The organism is Providencia sp. PROV129 (assembly GCF_028482245.1).
Classification (GTDB): domain Bacteria; phylum Pseudomonadota; class Gammaproteobacteria; order Enterobacterales; family Enterobacteriaceae; genus Providencia; species Providencia vermicola.
The window spans coordinates 1-19,686 of record NZ_JAMPQD010000027.1 but is presented as its reverse complement, the minus strand read 5'-3'; the positions used below and the strand labels follow the sequence as shown (position 1 = coordinate 19,686).

Genomic DNA, 19,686 nt, shown 5'->3' with positions numbered 1-19,686 from the left:
AATGAAGACGATTGTCATAAATGTGAAAAAAGCAGCGCATTATCCGCTGCTTTTTTATTGAAATTAACGCGCTATTACCACTGAGAAGACAGTTGTTTAGTGCCTTCGTATAATGTTTCGCACCAAGAAACATAATCGTGCCCGCTGGGTAATTCAATGGCATCCACTAAATAGCCTTTATGTTTCAACACTTCTAATAACTGATAATGATTTTGAATGATCCCGCCCCAGCTTCCTCGTTGCTCAAATAATCCTGCTTCGAGGAAAAAGCGAATAGGCTTCGGTGGCATCGTTTCTATTTCACTGATTAACCATTCAGGATCTTCCCCTTTTGGCGCCCACCAATAAGACCCTGACATACTCAGCACATTGCCAAATATTTCAGGGTGTTGTAGTGCATTCCACGTTGCCCCTAACCCTCCAAAACTTGATCCAGCAATAATGGTATGTTCCGCTTTCGCATCAATACCTTTTTTCGCCAATTGCGGCATTAATTCATCCACCAGCAATTGCGGGAAAAGCGTGTTCGGAGGCAGTTCTTCGCCACGCCTATCAGAGCTAATACTGTCGACAAACACAATATTCATTGGTGGGAGAGAGCCCTCGTTCATCCAGCTATCAAAAAATTTCGCCATTTGATAAGTATGAAGATAGATTTGCCCATCCAAAAGTACCAATAACGCAGGCTGTTTCATCTGAATATTTGGGCGGTATACCGTAATTTGCCGCTCATTATTCAAAATTTGGCTAGATAAGGTAAAGGTTTCTAACTGCCCTTGAATGTGTTTTTTTTCAATAGCAGGAAATTGACACTGGCGAATATTCGGTGCCAGTGATAGCAAGGAAAAGCGATTATATTTATCCGTTGAGCCAGAAGGGATACTTTGTGAGTTGTAAGGGTCAGCCTGGGCGGTGACTAAAATGGCTTTGCGCTGTGCAAAACCGCCTTCAGGTACGGTAGGGATATCAGGGGCAATTTTATATTGAGTTAATGTATCCGCTGGAATGATGAAGGAACGGTGCCAAATATCCGTTCCTTCTATTTGCGCCATTCTTTCATGATTACCCGAAGGCGCTCCTAAAATATACGCATTGGACTTTGCTCCGCGCCATAAAAATGTCGCTCGTTTTTGTCGACCTGCAAGGTCTTCAATAAGCGGCGTCCCTTGCTTGGCAACCTCCTGCCAAAACGCATTAGTATCACCATGATGATAATGTTCATTGAGCAGGCTTTGTAGTTTAGGGCTAATGGGCTCGTTATCTTTTTTAATCGCTAAAGGCTGATAGTCACTCACATCAAACTGTAATTGCCATGATTTACCTGGAGAGCCTTGTAAATCGAGGTAATACACACCATTTGTCGGCACGATGTAATCAGCTGTATGCGGTTCTTTGTCGGAACCATATGCCTGTAATACACGGACAGGCTGCTTGTCAGCATTTAATAAAACAACCTGAGAGAACCCCTCACCGCGCTGCTTAATAAAATCTTGCTGCAAAGCCTCAAAATAAACGCAGCTATGGCCTTCGCTATCATGTACGCCTTCCACAGAAGAAAGCTCACCTAAACGAATGCAGTCAGATTGCGTTGCCATCGCTGCACAGGAAAACAAAATACAACCTAAAAGCGGCAAAGATTTCACATCTAATTCCAAGGAGTCAACTGATAATAATTATTACTATCAAAAAACCTTTTTAAACTCAATGGGTAGCGGTATGTTTTTCCATCAATTGGTTAATCAGCTGAAGTGAACTGAGTAACCGGTATCGCTGCGTTGGCGCTATTTTCAAGTAACGCCTTGTTGCTGGAACGCGGCTAACAAGTTCCGATGCGGTAAAGGGCTCGATTTCACAACGCCAGTGGCCATGGCTCAAAGTTATTTGGCATGAATTAAAATCTAACTCTTCCAGTGTCTCTCTAATAATTGGATAAGCATTCAGCCAACCAATCACTTTTTGCCCATCGGGTTGCTTCGATACAAAATGAATGTGTTTTTTTCTCACGCTACCACGCGTTTTCACGACAATTTTTGCATTTAAATTTTCATCACAAAAACCTGACACTGAAAAACGGCTGTACACAATAAACGCGAGGAAGAGTTTTCTAACGCGCTCAGTGACGTCAATGGTCAACGAAGGTTGCGGCAGAATAAGGAGCACACCTGGTGCTCTCCACTCACATGGATAAGGCGCCATATCCCGCTCAATTCGATTTAACGTTAACCCGGCTTGGTAACCTGTTGGTAACCGTTTTTTCGTTAAGCCTCCCAATCGCTGTAATAGCGAAGGTTTAGGCGAGGTGACGTAATGGCTCAAGTTGTACCTCCTCATTTTCTTCATCTCTAAATGAATTAGACAGAACAACTTCAACATCAACGGGTTTGAACGGATTGACCTTCTGAACAAATACTGTCCAAATCAGTGCATAACTGGCCGTTAAACCTAACATTATCGCAAACGGAATATACACATCAGACTTATTCATACCTGGCGGTGTGATATACACAATCGCTAAAATAATCCCGACACTCGAAATAATTTGAGGAATTGGGAAAAACGGCGAGCGGTAAGCTCGGTGTAAATCAGGGCGGCGAATACGCAATAGCACCACGGAAATAGTCACTAATAAATACGCAGTTCCCCAAGAACACACTGCCGCTAGCACCAGAGGAATAATACGGTCAAGATCACCTTGGATAGCAAAAGCATGTAAACATGGGATCATCACAGCCACTAAAATACCGAATACGGGTGTTTTAAAACGTGGGTGCAAATACGTGAAGATACGCGGTAATGCACCATCTAGTGCCATGCCATATAAAATACGCGGCACAGCAGCCATCAGTGTATTAATGGTTGCCCCACCCGCTAATAACAGTGCGACACCAATCCAGTATTTACCAAATTCCCCCATGACTCGCTCTGCAAACGCAGGGATTGCCATCGGTGTTTCCAATAAGCGCGTGCCTGTTTGTGGGTCAACCACCACGTTTTCCACTTGATTGGCCAGCGCAGCACCAAACAGCACCATACATAAGGCCACGCAGAATAAACCCGTTGTCATGGCGCGAGGGATTACTTTGGCGGAATTTTTAATTTCTGGTGCCATTGGTGTGACAAGCTCACAACCAACAAACATAAACATCGCCATACCCACAAAACTTAAAACCAGTGTTGGATCAGAGAGATTTAGCTCTGCACCAAACCACCCCTCCATCGGTACGTTAAACGGTAACATCAAGCCTGTAATACTAAAGATCACCAGTGTTGACCACATGGCGAAAGTCAATACCACTTCAACCTTACCAAACGCTTCAATACCAAAAGCATTTAAGATACCGAAAGTGACAACTAAACCCACACCAACCATCCAAGACGAATTACTGGTTTCCAGTACCGTATTCAGGTGCTCAAAGTTCACTAACGCCATAATCCCCGACAGAATAGTTTCTGCGGTTCCCGCAAAGACATGCACAATCAAATACGCTGATAATGCACCAGTGATAGCCCAGAAGCGCCCCATACCACAAGAAATATAGTCATACACGGAGCCAGAGGTGGGTAAAATCGCAGCGGCCTCTGAAAAAGTGGTGAGCTGTGCCTGCATCATAATGAAGCTCAGTAACACGGCTAATGCAAACGTATCGCCACCAATACCAAACCCACTGGTGACGGTTAAGATAACAGGGCTTGCCATAATCAAGCCCGCGGAACTCGCCAGCGTCGTTGGGAACCCAACTTTCCCCTTTTCGAGATGTGACGTTAATTTTGAGGATAAATTCATTTTGCTTCCCTCTCGCTCTATACGCAGCCATGGATGTGAATTTTTTGTAAAAAAAGCGTGACTACATTGCCACTATAGAAAGAAGCACAAAGAGGCGACCATCGTCCTAAAGAACGATACCCAGAGAGAGGGGGGAGTTCTTATAACTATTCGAAAAGTACCAAGAAAATCAACAGAAATAAAAATATATACTTTAATATCAATACATAACAATCATTTTGATCATTAATATATTAATAATGAATTAACCAAAGATACCAAATCCTAACAAATCAAGACTGAACCAATTTTTACTTGTTTTAAATACTGTTATCGACCTCACGTTATTAACATGTTTACTTTATGTTAATAACAATAAAGCGCATGATAATTATCTGACTCACTATGGAAGGGGATAAAATGAGCCCACCTCAGTTTAGCGACCACCAGCAAACATTGATTGATTGCTGCCTAAATACTATTGCACACATTATCCCTATTACTGCGTCAGTGTATTACCTGGTCAACGACCACTGGCAGCCAGACAACTATGTGTTATATGGGATCCCTGCTCAAATGCACCGAGATTATCTGGCTTATTTTCATCAACTCGACCCACTCCATCCCGATAAATTTCGGGAAGATGATTTAAGATTAGTCAGGATGTCTCCTGAAATTCGTCAGCAAAATCAGGCTTTTTTTCATGATTTTATGCAACCTAATAATCTAACAGATATGGCTGAGATTTTTATTCGTCGGAAAAATAAAATTATTGCTGGAGTTTCAGTACTGCGAGACAGCCCGTTCTCGCAACACGAAATCATGCGGTTAAATGCGATTTTACCTGTTGCAGAGCTGATGACGTTTGATATCTTGCCTGATTCTTTAGTATCTTACACACCAAAAGAACAAGAAATCATTCATTTGGTGCGTGAAGGCGCGAGTAATAAGCGTATTGCGTTGTTATTAGGCGTGTCATTATCCACCGTAAAAACCCATCTGCGTAATATCTTCACTAAAGCCAATGTCACTAACCGAACTGAACTTGTGTCATCAGGGTTTATTATTCGTCAGGAAAAGTTTTAATTAACTAGCGACCACCTGCCGCATCAATAATTGAACCCGTCACATAGGATGAAGCATCACTTAACAACCATGAAATAATTTCCGCAATTTCTTCAGGTTCTCCGCCTCTTTTCAGTGGTAACTGTGCCGCAACCCGATCAACACGCCCTGCTTCACCGCCGTCTTGGTGCATCTGCGTATAAATGTAGCCAGGACGAACACCATTAACACGTATCCCTAACTCAGCTAACTCTAATGACAGCCCCTTTGTAATGGAGTCTACCGCACCTTTTGACGCGGCATAATCGATGTATTCTCCAGGCGCACCTAAACGTGCTGCCGCTGACGAAACATTCACAATCGCTTTTTTATCAAAGTGGTTAAAATGGCGAGCCAGTTGGATAAACTCACGGCAACATATCAGTAACCCAGTGACATTAGTCGCAAGAACAGTATTAATTCGCTGTGCTGTTAACGCTTCTGTTCTGCATTGCTGAAATAAAATACCCGCGTTATTCACTAAATAGTGCAAATCACCATGTTGCTGCTTAACGGTCTCGAACAGCTTAACAACCTCACTTTCACTGCTAATGTCGCATGGTAATGCATATGCGACACCTCCAGCCGCCTGAATTTCTGCAACAACCCCTTCCGCAGCCTGATGGTCGCTTTTATAATTAATAAGCACTCGCATACCGAGCCGTGCGAGTTGTAGTGCTGTTGCACGACCAATTCCTCGGCTTCCACCAGTAATCAATACCGTCTTCATACCACCACCTAGCTCAGAAATAAGATACAGCTATCATAGCCCTATTCTTCATCACCACGTGAATAAAAGCATAAAAAAACCCGGCACAATGGCCGGGAAGCAGTTGATTAATACTCAAAATTAACCACTAATAACGCACCATGACAGATTTTAACTCAGTGTAATACTCAATAAAGGCACTGCCAAACTCACGACCAATACCTGAAGACTTAATACCGCCAAATGGCACCGCAGGATCAAGGAAAGTGTGCATATTCACCCAAACCGTCCCCGCTTCAATACGAGAGATCATCCGCATCGCCTTACTGAGATCGTTTGTCCATACACTGGCTGCTAAACCAAATGGTGTGCTATTCATCATCTCAATCAGTTGTTCTTCGTCATCGTAACTTAAGAAGGTGCCGACAGGGCCAAAGGTTTCTTCCTTCATCAATGCATCGTCTGGGCTATTCGCTCGAATGATAGTCGGCGGAACAAAATACCCCGCCCCTGTAATCGGCTGGCCACCATAAATAATTTCGCTGCCATCTTGGCGCGCTTTTTCAAATAGGCTGAGGATTTTTTCGTAATGGGCTTTGTTCGCAAGCGGCCCCATTTCGGTTGTTTCGTCTAATGGAGAACCTATTTTTATCGCAGATAAACGGACTTTAAGTTCAGCCAGTACCTCATCCATTAATTTGGATGGGATATAAAAACGCTCTGCCGCTGCACAGATTTGCCCTTGATTAAGGTAACCCGCTTCGATAATGCCATTCACGATCTTCTCAACAGGTAAATCCGCCAAGAATGCCGCACCGTTTTTCCCCCCTAGCTCTAATGTCACACGGGTTAATTTTCCTTCCATTGCTGTGCGCCCTACCGCCAGCCCAGTCGGTACCGATCCCGTAAAGGTCACTTTAGAACATAGAGGGTGTTGAATAAGTGCAGGCCCTACTTCGCGACCACCACCGTTAACGATATTAATCACGCCATCAGGAATACCTGCTTCTTTCGCTAATTCCGCCACGCGTAACATCGTCAGTGGCGTAAATTCGCTCGGCTTCAAGACAATAGTGCAGCCACACGTTAATGCAGCCGCTAATTTCCAAATGGAAATCATAATGGAGAAATTCCATGGAATAATCCCTGCAACAACCCCAACAGGCTCGCGTTGTGTAAACGCGGAATACTTTTCGCCATTAAATGATGGCAGTGACACATTTAACGTTTCACCGCTAATTTTTGTCGCCCACCCCGCGAAATAGCGTAAAAACTGCGCCGCCGACCCCACCTCAAGGAAACGGGAAAGTTGAATCGTTTTCCCTGAACATAGGGTTTCAAGCTGCGCGAGTTCTTCAAGGTGCTTTTCAAGTAAATCCGCAAGGCGGTTTAGGCAATTTCCACGTTCCATCGGTGTGGTATTTGCCCAAATACCTTTGAATGCCACATGTGCCGCACTCATTGCCGCATCCACTTCTGCTAACGTCCCTTCTTTGACTTTAGCGATAACCTGTTCAGTGGCTGGATTAACAACGTCAAAAAAAGTCTCACCCTTGCCAGAAATCGGCAACCCATTGATAAAATGCCCATGTTGACGTTTCAGAAATTCGCTGACTTCAGGTAATAGGGTTAACTCACTCATTGCAATCACTCCACTAAATAGTAATTAATTAAGCATTCACACAAGCTAGGTAGTGCTTAACGAAACGCGGGGTATCAATTTCCCATAAGACTTCAGTACCTTTCGCAGCAAACCATGTATCGCCTTTATGGTACTCAACCGTCACACCCGTTTTAACATCTGTCAATTTAACTGAGCCTTCGTGTACTGTTGCCATTTCATCAAACGGATAAACCATTTTGAATTTGCCTGTTGTACACGCAAAAATACCGCAAGTTAGGTTATCCGTTGGCTCGCCATGAACCATCGCCACACTGGCTTGTGGGTCACCTTCGACAACTACAGAGCCTAAGTTTGTTACGCTACCAATGTTCAGCAGCTCTGGAAGCGGTTTATTCAGCAGTAATGGACTAATCATGATATTTACCTTTAATCGATTTCAATAAAATAATTATACGGATACGAATTAGCGACGGCCTTGCCAGTAACCCGATGTTTGGTGCATGATTTTCGCAAGTGAAACAATCACATTACGCATGCTGTCTTTGCCAATAATATTGGCGTGAGGAATCGAACTCATTAAGTCATAACGATGAGAACCTTCCACCATGCCTTCAGCCAACACTTTGCACACGATCTGGCTTGGCGTTACGCCGAAACCTGAATATCCCTGTGCATAGAACACATTTTTATGTTGAGGCAGAGAACCTATTTGTGGGAAAAGATTCGCACTACAGGCCATCGGGCCACCCCACGCTAATTCGATTTTGACATCTTTTAGATAAGGGAAAACCTTCAACATTAAATTGCGGTTCCAGGCTTTTAAATCAGACGGAATATACTCAAGAAAATGCGTTGAACTACCGAATAACAGACGGTTTTCGTTAGTGACCCGGTAATAATCAATCACAGGACGAATATCACTATATGCACCGCGGATCGGGCTAATTTGCTCAATTAATTCGTCAGATAGCGCTTCTGTCATTAATTGATAAGCGTAGGTATTGATGGTTTTTGGGTAAAGCGTGGGCTCAAGACCATTTAAGAATGAGTCACATGCCCATAACATTTTCTGTGCTTTAACGGTTCCCATCGCCGTTCTAACTTTGATGGTATTACCATACTCAACATTCAAAACTTGGCTATTTTCAAAAATCTTTGCGCCATAAATCTCGCTAACTGCTTTTGCCTCACCCAATAAGAGATTTAATGAATGTACATGCCCACCGCCCATGTGCTTGATACCACAGGTATAAGCATCTGAGCCAATAATCTGCTTTAGTTCTGAGCCACTATAAAATTCAATTTCTTCATCAGGATCAACAGATTTGAAATCTTTCAGCCAACTACGTAATGTTTTTTCTTGGCGAGCATTGCTGCCTAAATAAGCATATCCACGGCAAAAATCCGCATCAATATCGTATTTAGCAATACGTTCACGCATGATCCCTGCGCCCATATTGCTAAGCTTAAAGATGGTTTCTAACCCTTCTGGACCCACATATTTTTTGATTGCATCGATATCATGCCCAATTCCAGCCATCACTTGGCCGCCATTACGCCCTGATCCCCCGTAACCGAGGTAACGACCCTCCAAAATAGCGATGTTTGTGATCCCTTTTTCGCATAGTTCAAGCGCTGTGTGGATCCCTGAAAAACCGCCCCCGATGATCACGACATCCACATCAAGATCTTCTTTCAGTGTTGGAAAACGCAAATCGTATTTCTTTGTTGCTGCGTAATAAGTTAATGATTCTACTTGGTTATTCATAATGGATACCCTGTTTAGTATCTTGCAATACCTCGATTATCTTAACCTTGCATTAACAATTACATAGCCCTTTAGGGATATTTAAAACAAAGATTTAACAAATGTGAGCCAGGTAGAACATTTAAATAAAAACAAAATATTTTTAAATTATTTTTTTTATTTTCAATTCAATTGGTTAATTAAATATTTCGATATTAATAATAATTAAATACATTTTTTCAAAAAAAATTTAAATTAACATAACAAAAAACGCAATCATATGATTATTAAAATATAATTATAGTTCTTCATTATTCGCACTGCATTTATACTCATGCTATACAGTCACTGAATTACTCGATTCATTAATAAATTAAATAGTTCAGCTTGCGAGTTAATATTCAATTTTTGGTAGATATTTTTACGATGATTTTTGACTGTACCAAGGCTAATAAAAAGTGACTCTGCAATTTGAGGTGATCCTTTGCCTTCCAGAATCAACTCCACTACCTCACATTCCCTTGGCGTGAGGCCGAAACGAGTTTGCCTATCTGCATTTTGATAGTGGTTCGATACCACATTGGGAGAAACTTCTTTATGCAATCGAGCCATGCTGCAAATAATTTCAAACGCTTCTTTTAAGGGGGCTTGAGTATATTTTTCAGAGAAAAATGGTCTGTCTTCATTACCAAAAAATATTCCCAATTGCCTATCCGCAGAAATTTCCAGCAACAGTCCTGCTTCGTCACACCAGCCCGTTTTGCGATAAAAATTCAGGTAATAATCTGTATGATAAAAACCTTTAGGTGCCAATTCCTTCAATGTAAGAACCTTGGACGTCCCTCCTTTTTGGATCTCTTGGTAAAAAGGATCCATTAAATAAGCGCCTCGCTGATAGATTCGGTTCACACTATCACTGTTTCGTCGTTCAACTTTTGAAAGAAAACGTGGAGGCGTATCCTTTTCAAAGGCATACACGATGGCATTATCAAAAGCGATAAAGGATGATAACCATGATAATAAATTAGGATAAAACTGGTTAGTTGCAACAGAATCAATCACATCAGGTAATTTAGTGAGATAATTATCCATTCCGCCCCCAAGTTTGTTAACTTATTAATAAATTAAATATGGCTCATAAATACATTAAGCCAAAAGAATATAAAAAACACATTATTTGTATAAGCTCAAACCACTTGTTATTAATATGTTAATCAAATCACAGTATCGTCCAAAAGTATTAATATTTTGTTACTAAATACTTGAGTGATGACAGATAAACAAGAAGCAGATCACAGGAAATTTCACCATAATTTCTTAGTCTACCTCATCAATAAAAGCGTTTTAGACAAGGAGATATGATGTCTTCACACAAAATTATTCTGGATTGTGACCCTGGCCATGATGATGCCATGGCGATTTTATTGGCTCTGGGTAATCCAAGTGTGGAACTATTGGCTGTCACCACCGTTGTGGGGAATCAAACCCTAGAGAAAGTCACTCACAATGCACGCGCGCTCCTTGAATTTGCGGGCGCAAGACATATCCCGATTGCCGCAGGTTGCCCACGTCCATTAGTTAGAGACATTCAGAATGCTGCTGAAGTGCATGGAATTAGTGGGTTAGATGGCACACATCTCCCTGAACCAACATTACCCCTTGATAAGCGCCATGCTGTTGACCTGATCATCGATACGCTTAAAGCTCATCCTGCAAAAACGGTTACATTAGTGCCCATTGGCGGGCTAACAAATATCGCCCTTGCGGTAAGAAAAGCCCCTGAAATTGTTGAATTAGTGAAAGAAATCGTGCTAATGGGTGGTGGATACCATACGGGGAATCGTTCAGCTGTCGCCGAATTTAATATTGCCATCGACCCAGAGGCCGCACATATCGTTTTCAACGAAAAATGGCCATTAACAATGATTGGATTGGATTTAACTCACCAAGCAAAACCAACAGATGCCATCATGGCTAAAATTGCCGCGCTCAATACACCAATTAGCCGATTTGTTGTTGAATCGTTGAACTACTATACGGCAGGGTATCGCCAACGTAACGGCTACAGTGACCATGCGCCCGTTCATGACCCTTGTGCTGTTGCCTATGTTATTGACTCCTCAATGATAGAAACGTGCAAAGCCCCTGTTGATATTGAACTTCAAGGAACGTTAACGCTTGGAATGACAGTAACCGACTTTCGCGCTCAAGCCCCCGCGGATTGCCATACACAAGTGGCGACGAAGCTTAATAACCAGCGATTATGGGAAATGTTTATCGATGCGCTAAAGCGATTAGATAAATAGTAAAAAGGTAGCTTATCCCGCTGCATAAGCTACCTGCTTTGAATACTAGTCTTTGATAATATCTTTTAATTTCGTATAGCGCCTAATTAAACGCCACTTTAATTTTACCGTTGTCGCATGGTTCCACACAATTTCCCAATACCCTTTGTCGAAAAATTGCTGCACCATTTCTTTACGAATTTCAGGGGATTTAATCGCAAGTAAAGCTTGAACAACGCCTAATCCCTCTTTACCTACTTGCCAAATACACGCTGGTGCTTGTTTGACTTGTTCAGGATAACGCTGGTAAATCGCTAATAACATATCGATAATTTTCAAATAAGTATTAATTTTACGCACTGACCGTTCGTCACCGCTCAACGAATGAGAAACAGACTGGTTGTGGATCAAATAGCGATAATATTGCTCATTAATAAATTGCACACGTTTCGCAACCAATAAAACCTCAGTTGTCCAGGGAATATCTTGATGATGCAGCTTCGGCTCAAAGAAAAAGTTATGCTGGCGCAGCATATCTAAACGGTATAGATTCAGCCAAGTTACGTGCAAGAATTTACGTGAGCTTAGCCCTTTTTCTAACCATTCAGGGCCACTTATCACCCCTGTAGAGGCTACCTTATTTGGCGGAAATATCGCTTTCGGTACATCGCCATTAGTATAAACATAGGTACCATTACAAGTTGCAACATCTAAGTCACCCGCTAATGCAATCTCTAACAATCTGCCATACATTTTCGGACTAATTTCATCATCGATATCAGGAAATGTAATGTATTTCCCTGTCGCTTCAACCATTCCAGTATTACGAGCAACTGACACGCCTTGGTTTTCTTGAGACAAAATCTTCAGATGACTGAATTTATCTTCATACTCTTTGATAATTCCTTCGCTGTTATCCTTAGAGCCATCATTAACAACAATGAGCTCCCAATTTTCTAAATTTTGCGCTAATAGACTATCAAAGAACTGAGGTAAAAACTTTTCACCATTATAAACCGCAACAACAATACTCAAAACTGGTTGAGAAGACATGTATTAACCCTATACCAATCGATTTAAAAGTACTAACCCAATGCAACATTGCTCAATAACATAAACAAACTCACCTGATGAGTTTTTAGAAATACCCTAAATTAGAAAAGAAGAAACCATATTGGTTCCGTTGTTATAAAAATTTCATAATCCAATAACTTTAAGCATTCTTCTTAAAGGAATAATTAAAAATTCGAATATGTTATAAACTCTAATGAACTAATTATCACTTAATCAGCCTAATAAACATTAACAACATCTTAAACAAACTTAATTGAGGGTTTCTTGTGGCTGGAAGTAGTTTACTGACCTTACTTGACGATATAGCAGCCGTGCTTGATGACGTCGCAATGATGACAAAAATGGCCGCGAAAAAAACATCTGGTGTTCTAGGAGATGACCTTGCTTTAAATGCTCAGCAAGTATCAGGCGTTCGTGCTGAACGAGAAATTCCTGTTGTCTGGTCCGTTGCTAAAGGCTCATTTCTCAATAAATTAATTTTAGTTCCTCTCGCTCTATTGATCAGCGCGTTTATTCCCTGGGCTATCACGCCTTTATTAATGTTAGGTGGCGCTTACTTATGTTTTGAGGGGGCAGAAAAAATTGCCCATAAAATTTTTCACTCTAATGCAAAATTAGCAGCGAAAACACACTCGGTGCCTGAAGAAAAACTGGCTGAATTCGAAAAAGAAAAAATCAAAGGCGCTATTCGCACTGATTTTATTTTATCCGCTGAAATTATTGCAATTACATTAGGCATTGTATCTACCACAACGATTATTAATCAACTCGCAGTACTATCTCTTATTGCTGTTATTATGACTATAGGTGTTTACGGGCTCGTTGCTGGAATTGTTAAACTTGATGATTTAGGGTTTTATCTGCAAAAGAAAACATCAGCATTACTACAAAAAATAGGCAATGGGCTTATTTATACCACACCATATCTGATGAAAACACTTTCCGTTGTCGGCACAGCCGCAATGTTTATGGTTGGAGGTGGTATCCTCACTCATGGCATTCGCTATATATCTGAATGGATTGAAGAAATATCCTTCACTGCCTTATTAACACCTATTATTGGGAGTACTATGCAGTTTATCCTACCGACAATAATTAACTTATTTTTTGGCTTCATTGTTGGTATGTGCCTTGTTATGGTTTTATCTTTAATCAAGAAAATTCAAAAAGCCTAATACCAAAAATAGAATACGGCTTTTTATCCGCATTATTCTATTTTTTCGCTTGATGAAATAAAAACTTTTCTACTTAGATTACTATTAATTTACTTTCTCTCACATTATCGATATATAATAAAATACATATTGATAGGTTCAAATTTTGTGTATTTTAGGGATTATTAAACCTACCTTTTAGAAATCATAAAACATCTAGTCTGATCTAAATCAAAAAAAACTCACCTTTAATTTACGTTATAATACGTAACCATTATCAGAAAAAACACAAAGCAGCCTATTTTTATCTATTAATATCAACAAGTAAGGATAATCGCAGATTTCAATCTTCTATTTTCAGCGCGTTATACGCAAATTAAGTCCTTTAAGTTAATACTAAGGTAGTATATTTAATTAGGTTACCTTTATGAACAATATCGCCAACCTAATCTTAAAACTAGTTGTACCACGGATTTTTGAGGAACTATAAATGCCGACTCTGTATCGTCGATTCTCTATTATTAACCAAGTTATTGGCCTAATGTTGCTAATTGCTATCCTTGGAATTATAGGAATGACGATTTCAAATAGAATGATTATCAGCGTTCAAGGTAACGCTCACGCAATCAACAAGTCTGGTTCATTACGCATGCAGAGCTACCGGCTGCTCTCATTAGTTCCTCTTAATCAGCAAAATCAACATTACTTAGATTCTCTAGAAAGTGATTTACTAAGCCCTGAACTCACCCAGGTCGTCAAAGTTGAAGATTTAACGCCACAATTTAATGAACTTCACAACTTTTGGCTGCTTACATTACGCCCTACATTAATAAATGCAAATACACCAAATGATGCAAGATATGAAGTTATTTCGTTTGTTAATAAGCTTGATGAGTTAGTCCACAGCATTGATGAGAAAACTGAAAGAAAAATAGCCTATGTCGCCATGACACAGCTCATTTTCATTAGTTTAGTATTCTTACTACTCATGGGAACTATATGGCATTTGCGGCGAAAAATTTACTACCCATGGATGAAATTGCTATCAATGGTAACCGCTATTGGACAAAAAGATTTCAGTCAGCGCTATCCAAAAAATAACCGACAAGACGAGTTAAATGCATTGGGTGAAACATTGAACCAAATGTCAGAAGAACTCGCACAAAGCTATCACCAATTAGAAGAAAGGGTGGCAGAAAAAACGGCCGACCTTACGAAAAAAAATCGTGTATTGTCCTATTTATACCAGTCGAATCAAATTCTTCACTCATCTGAACCACTTTATTTAAGACTGCAAAAAGTCCTGATTGAACTGAAAAATATTACAATATTAAATAACCTGAGTTTACGGTTATATGAAGATAGCAATGAAGCTTATTTTCACAAAATCAACTGTCAATCGATAGGATTAGATGGCGAATCCCCCCATTTAAATGAGCAGCAAGATAGTTTATTAGCAAATGAAAAAATCACAATTTTACAGTGGGAGTTGTCAGATAACATGCACCGTTATGGTGTCATTATCGGTGAAATAATGGCTGGCCAAACTCTATCTGATGAACAAAACAATTTAGTCTCAATGTTAGTTAAACAAATATCTGGCATGCTCGCAATGGAACACCAAATTGAACAACAGCAACAATTATTAATTATGGATGAACGCTCGGCCATTGCACGTGAACTACATGATTCAATTGCACAATCACTATCTTGTTTAAAAATGCAAATTAGCTATCTACAATTGCAACCTGAACCATTACCCGAAAAACCTCAGCAATTATTAACTGAAATGCGCAGCGAAATTAACACCGCTTATAGTCAGCTAAGGGAGCTTTTAACTACTTTTCGATTAAAATTAACTGAACCAGGGCTACTACCCTCTTTAGAGAGTACGATTAGTGAATTTAGTGAGCGGATGGGTTATACGATTAAGTTACACTATGATATTCCAGCGAAGAGTATCTCACCACATCAATCAATTCATATTATACAAATAATCCGAGAAGCCCTAAGTAATATTTTAAAGCATGCTAATGCAAGTTGGGCAGAAGTCTCATTAACACAAAATTCAGGTATTATTTGTATCAAAGTTATCGATGATGGAGCTGGAATCACTGCAAATGTCGACAAACTCAATCACTATGGTTTAATTATTATGAGAGAAAGAGCCCTTAGCCTTAATGGCGAATGTTTTGTTATACCCAGACCTCAAGGCGGAACAGAGGTTAAGGTAACTTTCCCTTTATCTGACGCTTAATACACCAGAGAGAATCATCTATGGAAAATACAAATACAACGAATGATAAATCAACCATCCTGCTGATTGATGATCACCCGATGCTACGAAATGGCGTGAAACAACTGATTAGTCTAGAACCTTCATTATACGTTATAGGTGAAGCTGGTGATGGGAAAACAGGAATTCAAATCGCAGAAGAACAAGATCCTGACCTCATTCTTCTAGATCTCAATATGCCAGGCATGAATGGGTTTGAAACACTCGATGAGTTAAGAAAAAGAGAGCTGTCAGGCCGGATCATTCTCTTCACCGTCTCAAATTATAGCGATGACTTAGTGAATGCTTTAAAACGTGGTGCTGATGGCTATTTATTAAAAGATATGGAGCCAGAAGAACTTATTGTCGCACTTAAAGAAGCCGCAAGTGGGAAACTGGTTGTTAGCCCAACACTCACATCTGTTCTTGCTGAATCTTTACGTGATAATCCTAACAATAATGAAAATAATATCGCGACCCTAACACCAAGAGAAGCTGATATTTTAGAGTTAATCTCACAGGGACTTTCTAATAAAATGATCGCTCGTAAACTCGATATCGCAGAAAGTACTGTAAAAGTACATGTGAAACACTTACTTAAAAAATTAAACTTAAAATCTCGTGTAGAAGCTGCTGTTTGGGTTTTACAACAAAAATAAATATTAAAAGTGGCAGTACAAATAATAATATAGCTGCCATTTTAAAATAAATACACTGTGAACATAAATTAAGTATTATGAATAAATAGCTCAATTCTACAATTTTATTTTTTTAGTTATAATAAACTACAGCAATAATTTTAATGATAGGAATCAGGTCGATGGAAGATGAATTAATTTTAGTTAACGAAAATGATGTTGCTATCGGCACTATGCCCAAATTACTCGCGCATCAACTCGGCCGCTTACATCGTGCTTTTTCTATCTTCGTTTTTAATGAACAAAATGAACTCTTAATTCAACAAAGAGCACCACATAAATACCACTCTTCTGGTCAGTGGGCTAACACATGTTGTAGCCATCCAAAACCCAATGAAGAAACGCAAAGTGCAGCTGAGCGTAGACTTCAAGAAGAATTAGGTTTTACTACACCACTAACCCATGTAGGCTCTCTTATATATCGAGCCGATGTAAATGGCGGGTTAATTGAACATGAATATGACCACCTATATGTTGGCCACTATAATAAAATGGTTTATCCCAATGTAGAAGAAGTCTCATCCATCCGTTGGATTAGCATTTCTAAACTTATTTCTGAAGTTAACCAACAACCAGATATCTTCACGCCTTGGTTTAAAAAAATACTGACTAAATACCCATCCTTACATTTTAGTAGAGATTAAATAATGTTTTGAAGATTATATTTTACAATTAAAAATATAATCATTAATTAGTCTTACTTCTTTCGAAAGTGATTTATCCTCACCATTTAACTCTATGAATTCACTTATCGCACGGTAAATACCCTCTGTTTTTGGAGATAATAAATAAGAGGAATCTTTTGCTTTTCTTAGACTAATCGCTTGCATTACACATAAAAAAACAATTGAAATTAACTCATATCCATATGTTAATTGATTTTGTATTTTTTCAGCAACTAATTGCGCATTTGTCGCTGTATCTTCGACACTACCTGCGATAGAAAAGTAATCTAATGAAACAGGCATTGCTAGATTTTTAATTCTCATCCCCAAAGCAACTGCAGGTTTTTCAATAGCACCAAGTGCATGAAATGCTATTTTATTACCCAAAAATCGGATTAATTGTGTAAAATAAGGATCATTGAGTTTTACTATCTGCTGCACATTTGCTAATGCATTATGAGCTATCGCTAAACTTAATTTTTCAACGGCTAAGACCCAAGGTAATGTTTCAAAGTTTCCACTTGGAAGCACAGCCTGATGATCATAATTCCCAGTCAAACTATTATTTACATTTTTAGTGAGCACACATGGATTATCATTTGAACCATTAACCTGAATAAGAAGTTGCTTTTTCGCTTGCTCATAACTTAAACGCAATTCTGCTAGTCGATATACCCCGCAGCGATAGCTTAATGGATCTTGTAAATGTCGTTCATCATCATGAGACTCTAGCGAAGAACCAATTAATAAATTTCTAAGTTTAGCGCCCATTACAATAACTTCAGGGTAAGCACAAGCATCCAAAACCCGTTGATTTAAAGGTGAGAGATTACCATTTAAGGCTTGTAAATTTAAACAATACAGCAACTCACTTATATTTATATAATGCGCTATTTTTAATAACGCAACTGCTGTAATGGCAACAGAATAAGCATTTGAACATAATAAAGATAGTGAATCTTTTGCCCAGGGCTCTATGGGGGTGATTCCAACAAGTTGAAGTGCCTTTGAAGAAGGCATTGTTTTACCTTGGTAAATTACCGCTCCTTCACCTAGCATTGTCAGTCCTATATGACTCAATATAGTAATATCCCCCTCACCAATCGAGCCAATACTGGGTATACAAGGAATAATATCTTTGTTAAGCAATTCAACATAACTACTAATTATTCTAGGCTGAATTCCACTATAACCATTGAGCAACATGTTTATATGAATCCCCATTACAGCCCTAACTAAACAACTATCTACAAGCTTACCTATCCCCACAGAATGTGCATGTATCAATTTTTTATTAAAAACAGTCGATTTCTCAATTAGCTCTTCAGTAAATTTTCCATTTAACTTTATATATTCTGCATCTTTATTTAAACCAACTCCCACTGTTAGACCGTATATTTTTGCACCTTTTCTGCTTCTGATATTAATACTTTATGGCTTTTATCTAATTGTTCCATTGCTGCCCCCTCCACAGCAATACATTCGCCGTTCATAATTAATTTTACATCATGAAGTTTCAATTTTTTTCCATTTAATAAAATCATATTCCCCCTAAAAATAGAATAAAAAATAAAATAATTATCAACTATCCTTTTCACTTACTTATATTAAATACTAATTTTTTATTTTTAAACGTCAACTATCAGTCATTATTCATTAGAGATAAATTAATAATAATCATTAAGTAATGCTATTATTTTAAATAACAATATTGTTAAGCATAAAAATACTTACCAAGGAGATTATTGATAAGCTTGCAAGGATTCCTATCCTTTAATTACAAGTCATAACAATGTAAACATAAAAAACATAACATGCTGATGACACAATGATTAGTTGCTAAGTGGATTATTGATAAGCTTACAAAGATTTCTCCGTTTTAATCACAAGTCATAACGACGTGAAAACAGAAATACAGAACACGGATAACACAACAGTGAGCTACTGAGGGAATTATCGATTCGCTAATAACGCGTTATTTCCCCCTTTCATCCATACCTCTCTCATCATGAAAACCCGAAGGTACTAATACAAATTAGTTACTAAAGGGAGCATGGATAATGCTTGCAAAGATCCCCCCGTTTTAATCACAAGCCATAACAATGTGAACATAAAAAACATAACATGCTGATGACACAATGATGAGTTGCTAAGTGAATTATTCTTCATAAACAGTAGGTTGCAAAGTAAAAAAGAATTTAATAACCCACAATTAAGTTCATCTAAACGACAAACAGTATCATAACCATATAAGTTAAGTACCAAGTTAACGACTGGTTGGCTTCTCACCTCTATCAATATCGACCTTTCATCCTCTTTTCCTGTATAAACGTCGCTTTATCAGAGTCAGCGATGGGGGCTTATGCATGATCACAAATAATAAGAAGGTAAGAATCGCACAGGATAAGAAAAATAATAATCCTCAGTTAGTTAATGACGACATGAACAACCAATTAGCCTAGAAGGTCTCATCATCATAAGCCAGAGCGATGAAAAATGAAGTAACAACAGTGAGTTACTAAGAGGATTTTTGATAAGCTTACAAGAATTTCTACGTTTTAATCACAAGTCATAATGACGTGAGCACA

General features: G+C 39.1%; 17 protein-coding genes. 6 read left to right on the top strand and 11 right to left on the bottom strand.

Annotated elements, in window-relative coordinates; all coding sequences use genetic code 11:
- Positions 1–74: 74 nt before the first annotated feature.
- Genes PSF27_RS18400 through PSF27_RS18390 form a run of 3 tightly spaced genes read right to left on the bottom strand, consistent with a single transcriptional unit; the run spans position 75 to position 3,784 of the window.
- Positions 75–1,643 (bottom strand): alpha/beta hydrolase-fold protein, encoded by a 1,569-nt coding sequence (locus tag PSF27_RS18400; protein ID WP_241016850.1) that lies wholly within the window; start codon positions 1,641–1,643, stop codon positions 75–77.
- Positions 1,644–1,701: 58 nt separating this feature from the next.
- Positions 1,702–2,316 (bottom strand): DUF3156 family protein, encoded by a 615-nt coding sequence (locus tag PSF27_RS18395; protein ID WP_241016849.1) that lies wholly within the window; start codon positions 2,314–2,316, stop codon positions 1,702–1,704.
- The gene (locus tag PSF27_RS18390; protein WP_272681996.1) at positions 2,291–3,784 is read right to left on the bottom strand and encodes an APC family permease; all 1,494 of its coding nucleotides are present in this window, start codon (positions 3,782–3,784) and stop codon (positions 2,291–2,293) included. Before PSF27_RS18390 ends, PSF27_RS18395 begins: the two co-directional genes overlap by 26 nt.
- Before the next feature lie 399 nt (positions 3,785–4,183).
- On the opposite strand from PSF27_RS18390, the gene PSF27_RS18385 reads away from it, so the two are divergent.
- Positions 4,184–4,849, top strand: a complete 666-nt coding sequence (locus PSF27_RS18385) for a helix-turn-helix transcriptional regulator (protein ID WP_206084470.1) — start codon at positions 4,184–4,186, stop codon at positions 4,847–4,849.
- 4 nt (positions 4,850–4,853) lie between these two features.
- Here the strand turns inward: PSF27_RS18385 and PSF27_RS18380 are convergent, their stop codons facing one another.
- The 5 genes from PSF27_RS18380 to PSF27_RS18360 form a co-directional block, all read right to left on the bottom strand.
- Positions 4,854–5,597, bottom strand: coding sequence for an SDR family oxidoreductase (locus PSF27_RS18380; protein WP_272538952.1), 744 nt, complete (start codon positions 5,595–5,597; stop codon positions 4,854–4,856).
- Between the two features lie 127 nt (positions 5,598–5,724).
- Positions 5,725–7,218, bottom strand: a complete 1,494-nt coding sequence (locus tag PSF27_RS18375) for an aldehyde dehydrogenase family protein (RefSeq protein WP_206084468.1) — start codon at positions 7,216–7,218, stop codon at positions 5,725–5,727.
- Between the two features lie 28 nt (positions 7,219–7,246).
- On the bottom strand, positions 7,247–7,615 hold the full coding sequence (locus PSF27_RS18370; protein WP_272538950.1) for a cupin domain-containing protein: 369 nt from the start codon (positions 7,613–7,615) through the stop codon (positions 7,247–7,249).
- 48 nt (positions 7,616–7,663) lie between these two features.
- Positions 7,664–8,968 carry an NAD(P)/FAD-dependent oxidoreductase gene (locus PSF27_RS18365; protein WP_047757442.1) on the bottom strand — a complete coding sequence of 435 codons (1,305 nt, stop codon included), beginning with the start codon at positions 8,966–8,968 and terminating at the stop codon, positions 7,664–7,666.
- A gap of 324 nt (positions 8,969–9,292) precedes the next feature.
- A complete protein-coding gene (locus PSF27_RS18360) occupies positions 9,293–10,039 on the bottom strand; it encodes a helix-turn-helix transcriptional regulator (protein ID WP_206084465.1) in 747 nt (248 codons plus the stop codon).
- A gap of 269 nt (positions 10,040–10,308) precedes the next feature.
- Here PSF27_RS18360 and uriH point away from each other — a divergent pair, with 269 nt between their 5' ends.
- Entirely contained in the window at positions 10,309–11,253 is a 945-nt protein-coding gene (gene uriH / locus PSF27_RS18355; RefSeq protein ID WP_272681995.1) for a uridine-preferring nucleoside hydrolase UriH, read from the top strand.
- 45 nt (positions 11,254–11,298) lie between these two features.
- Here uriH and PSF27_RS18350 read toward each other — a convergent pair whose 3' ends face one another.
- Complete coding sequence (locus tag PSF27_RS18350) at positions 11,299–12,285, bottom strand: glycosyltransferase (protein WP_272574303.1); 987 nt, start codon at positions 12,283–12,285, stop codon at positions 11,299–11,301.
- Positions 12,286–12,572: 287 nt separating this feature from the next.
- On the opposite strand from PSF27_RS18350, the gene PSF27_RS18345 reads away from it, so the two are divergent.
- The 4 genes from PSF27_RS18345 (at position 12,573) to idi (ending at position 17,077) form a co-directional block, all read left to right on the top strand.
- Positions 12,573–13,481 carry a DUF808 domain-containing protein gene (locus tag PSF27_RS18345; protein ID WP_272681994.1) on the top strand — a complete coding sequence of 303 codons (909 nt, stop codon included), beginning with the start codon at positions 12,573–12,575 and terminating at the stop codon, positions 13,479–13,481.
- Between the two features lie 469 nt (positions 13,482–13,950).
- Positions 13,951–15,717, top strand: a complete 1,767-nt coding sequence (gene narX / locus PSF27_RS18340) for a nitrate/nitrite two-component system sensor histidine kinase NarX (RefSeq protein WP_206084458.1) — start codon at positions 13,951–13,953, stop codon at positions 15,715–15,717.
- Positions 15,718–15,737: 20 nt separating this feature from the next.
- Entirely contained in the window at positions 15,738–16,394 is a 657-nt protein-coding gene (narL, locus tag PSF27_RS18335; protein ID WP_206084456.1) for a two-component system response regulator NarL, read from the top strand.
- Positions 16,395–16,555: 161 nt separating this feature from the next.
- Positions 16,556–17,077: an isopentenyl-diphosphate Delta-isomerase gene (gene idi / locus PSF27_RS18330; protein WP_272538946.1), complete on the top strand. Its 522-nt coding sequence runs from the start codon at positions 16,556–16,558 to the stop codon at positions 17,075–17,077.
- A 15-nt stretch (positions 17,078–17,092) separates the two neighbouring features.
- On the opposite strand, the gene PSF27_RS18325 is transcribed toward idi, so the two are convergent.
- The gene (locus PSF27_RS18325) at positions 17,093–18,481 is read right to left on the bottom strand and encodes an aromatic amino acid ammonia-lyase (protein ID WP_272681993.1); all 1,389 of its coding nucleotides are present in this window, start codon (positions 18,479–18,481) and stop codon (positions 17,093–17,095) included.
- Positions 18,482–18,483: 2 nt separating this feature from the next.
- Entirely contained in the window at positions 18,484–18,642 is a 159-nt protein-coding gene (locus tag PSF27_RS18320) for a hypothetical protein (protein ID WP_272681992.1), read from the bottom strand.
- Positions 18,643–19,686 lie beyond the last annotated feature (1,044 nt).

What these genes read in the sequence shown, in the direction of transcription:
- PSF27_RS18390 (WP_272681996.1), bottom strand. Translation starts at nt 3,784, where the DNA reads ATGAATTTATCCTCAAAATTAACGTCACATCTCGAAAAGGGGAAAGTT.
- PSF27_RS18385 (WP_206084470.1), top strand. Translation starts at nt 4,184, where the DNA reads ATGAGCCCACCTCAGTTTAGCGACCACCAGCAAACATTGATTGATTGC.
- PSF27_RS18380 (WP_272538952.1), bottom strand. Translation starts at nt 5,597, where the DNA reads ATGAAGACGGTATTGATTACTGGTGGAAGCCGAGGAATTGGTCGTGCA.
- PSF27_RS18375 (WP_206084468.1), bottom strand. Translation starts at nt 7,218, where the DNA reads ATGAGTGAGTTAACCCTATTACCTGAAGTCAGCGAATTTCTGAAACGT.
- PSF27_RS18370 (WP_272538950.1), bottom strand. Translation starts at nt 7,615, where the DNA reads ATGATTAGTCCATTACTGCTGAATAAACCGCTTCCAGAGCTGCTGAAC.
- PSF27_RS18365 (WP_047757442.1), bottom strand. Translation starts at nt 8,968, where the DNA reads ATGAATAACCAAGTAGAATCATTAACTTATTACGCAGCAACAAAGAAA.
- PSF27_RS18360 (WP_206084465.1), bottom strand. Translation starts at nt 10,039, where the DNA reads ATGGATAATTATCTCACTAAATTACCTGATGTGATTGATTCTGTTGCA.
- uriH (WP_272681995.1), top strand. Translation starts at nt 10,309, where the DNA reads ATGTCTTCACACAAAATTATTCTGGATTGTGACCCTGGCCATGATGAT.
- PSF27_RS18350 (WP_272574303.1), bottom strand. Translation starts at nt 12,285, where the DNA reads ATGTCTTCTCAACCAGTTTTGAGTATTGTTGTTGCGGTTTATAATGGT.
- narX (WP_206084458.1), top strand. Translation starts at nt 13,951, where the DNA reads ATGCCGACTCTGTATCGTCGATTCTCTATTATTAACCAAGTTATTGGC.
- narL (WP_206084456.1), top strand. Translation starts at nt 15,738, where the DNA reads ATGGAAAATACAAATACAACGAATGATAAATCAACCATCCTGCTGATT.
- idi (WP_272538946.1), top strand. Translation starts at nt 16,556, where the DNA reads ATGGAAGATGAATTAATTTTAGTTAACGAAAATGATGTTGCTATCGGC.
- PSF27_RS18320 (WP_272681992.1), bottom strand. Translation starts at nt 18,642, where the DNA reads ATGATTTTATTAAATGGAAAAAAATTGAAACTTCATGATGTAAAATTA.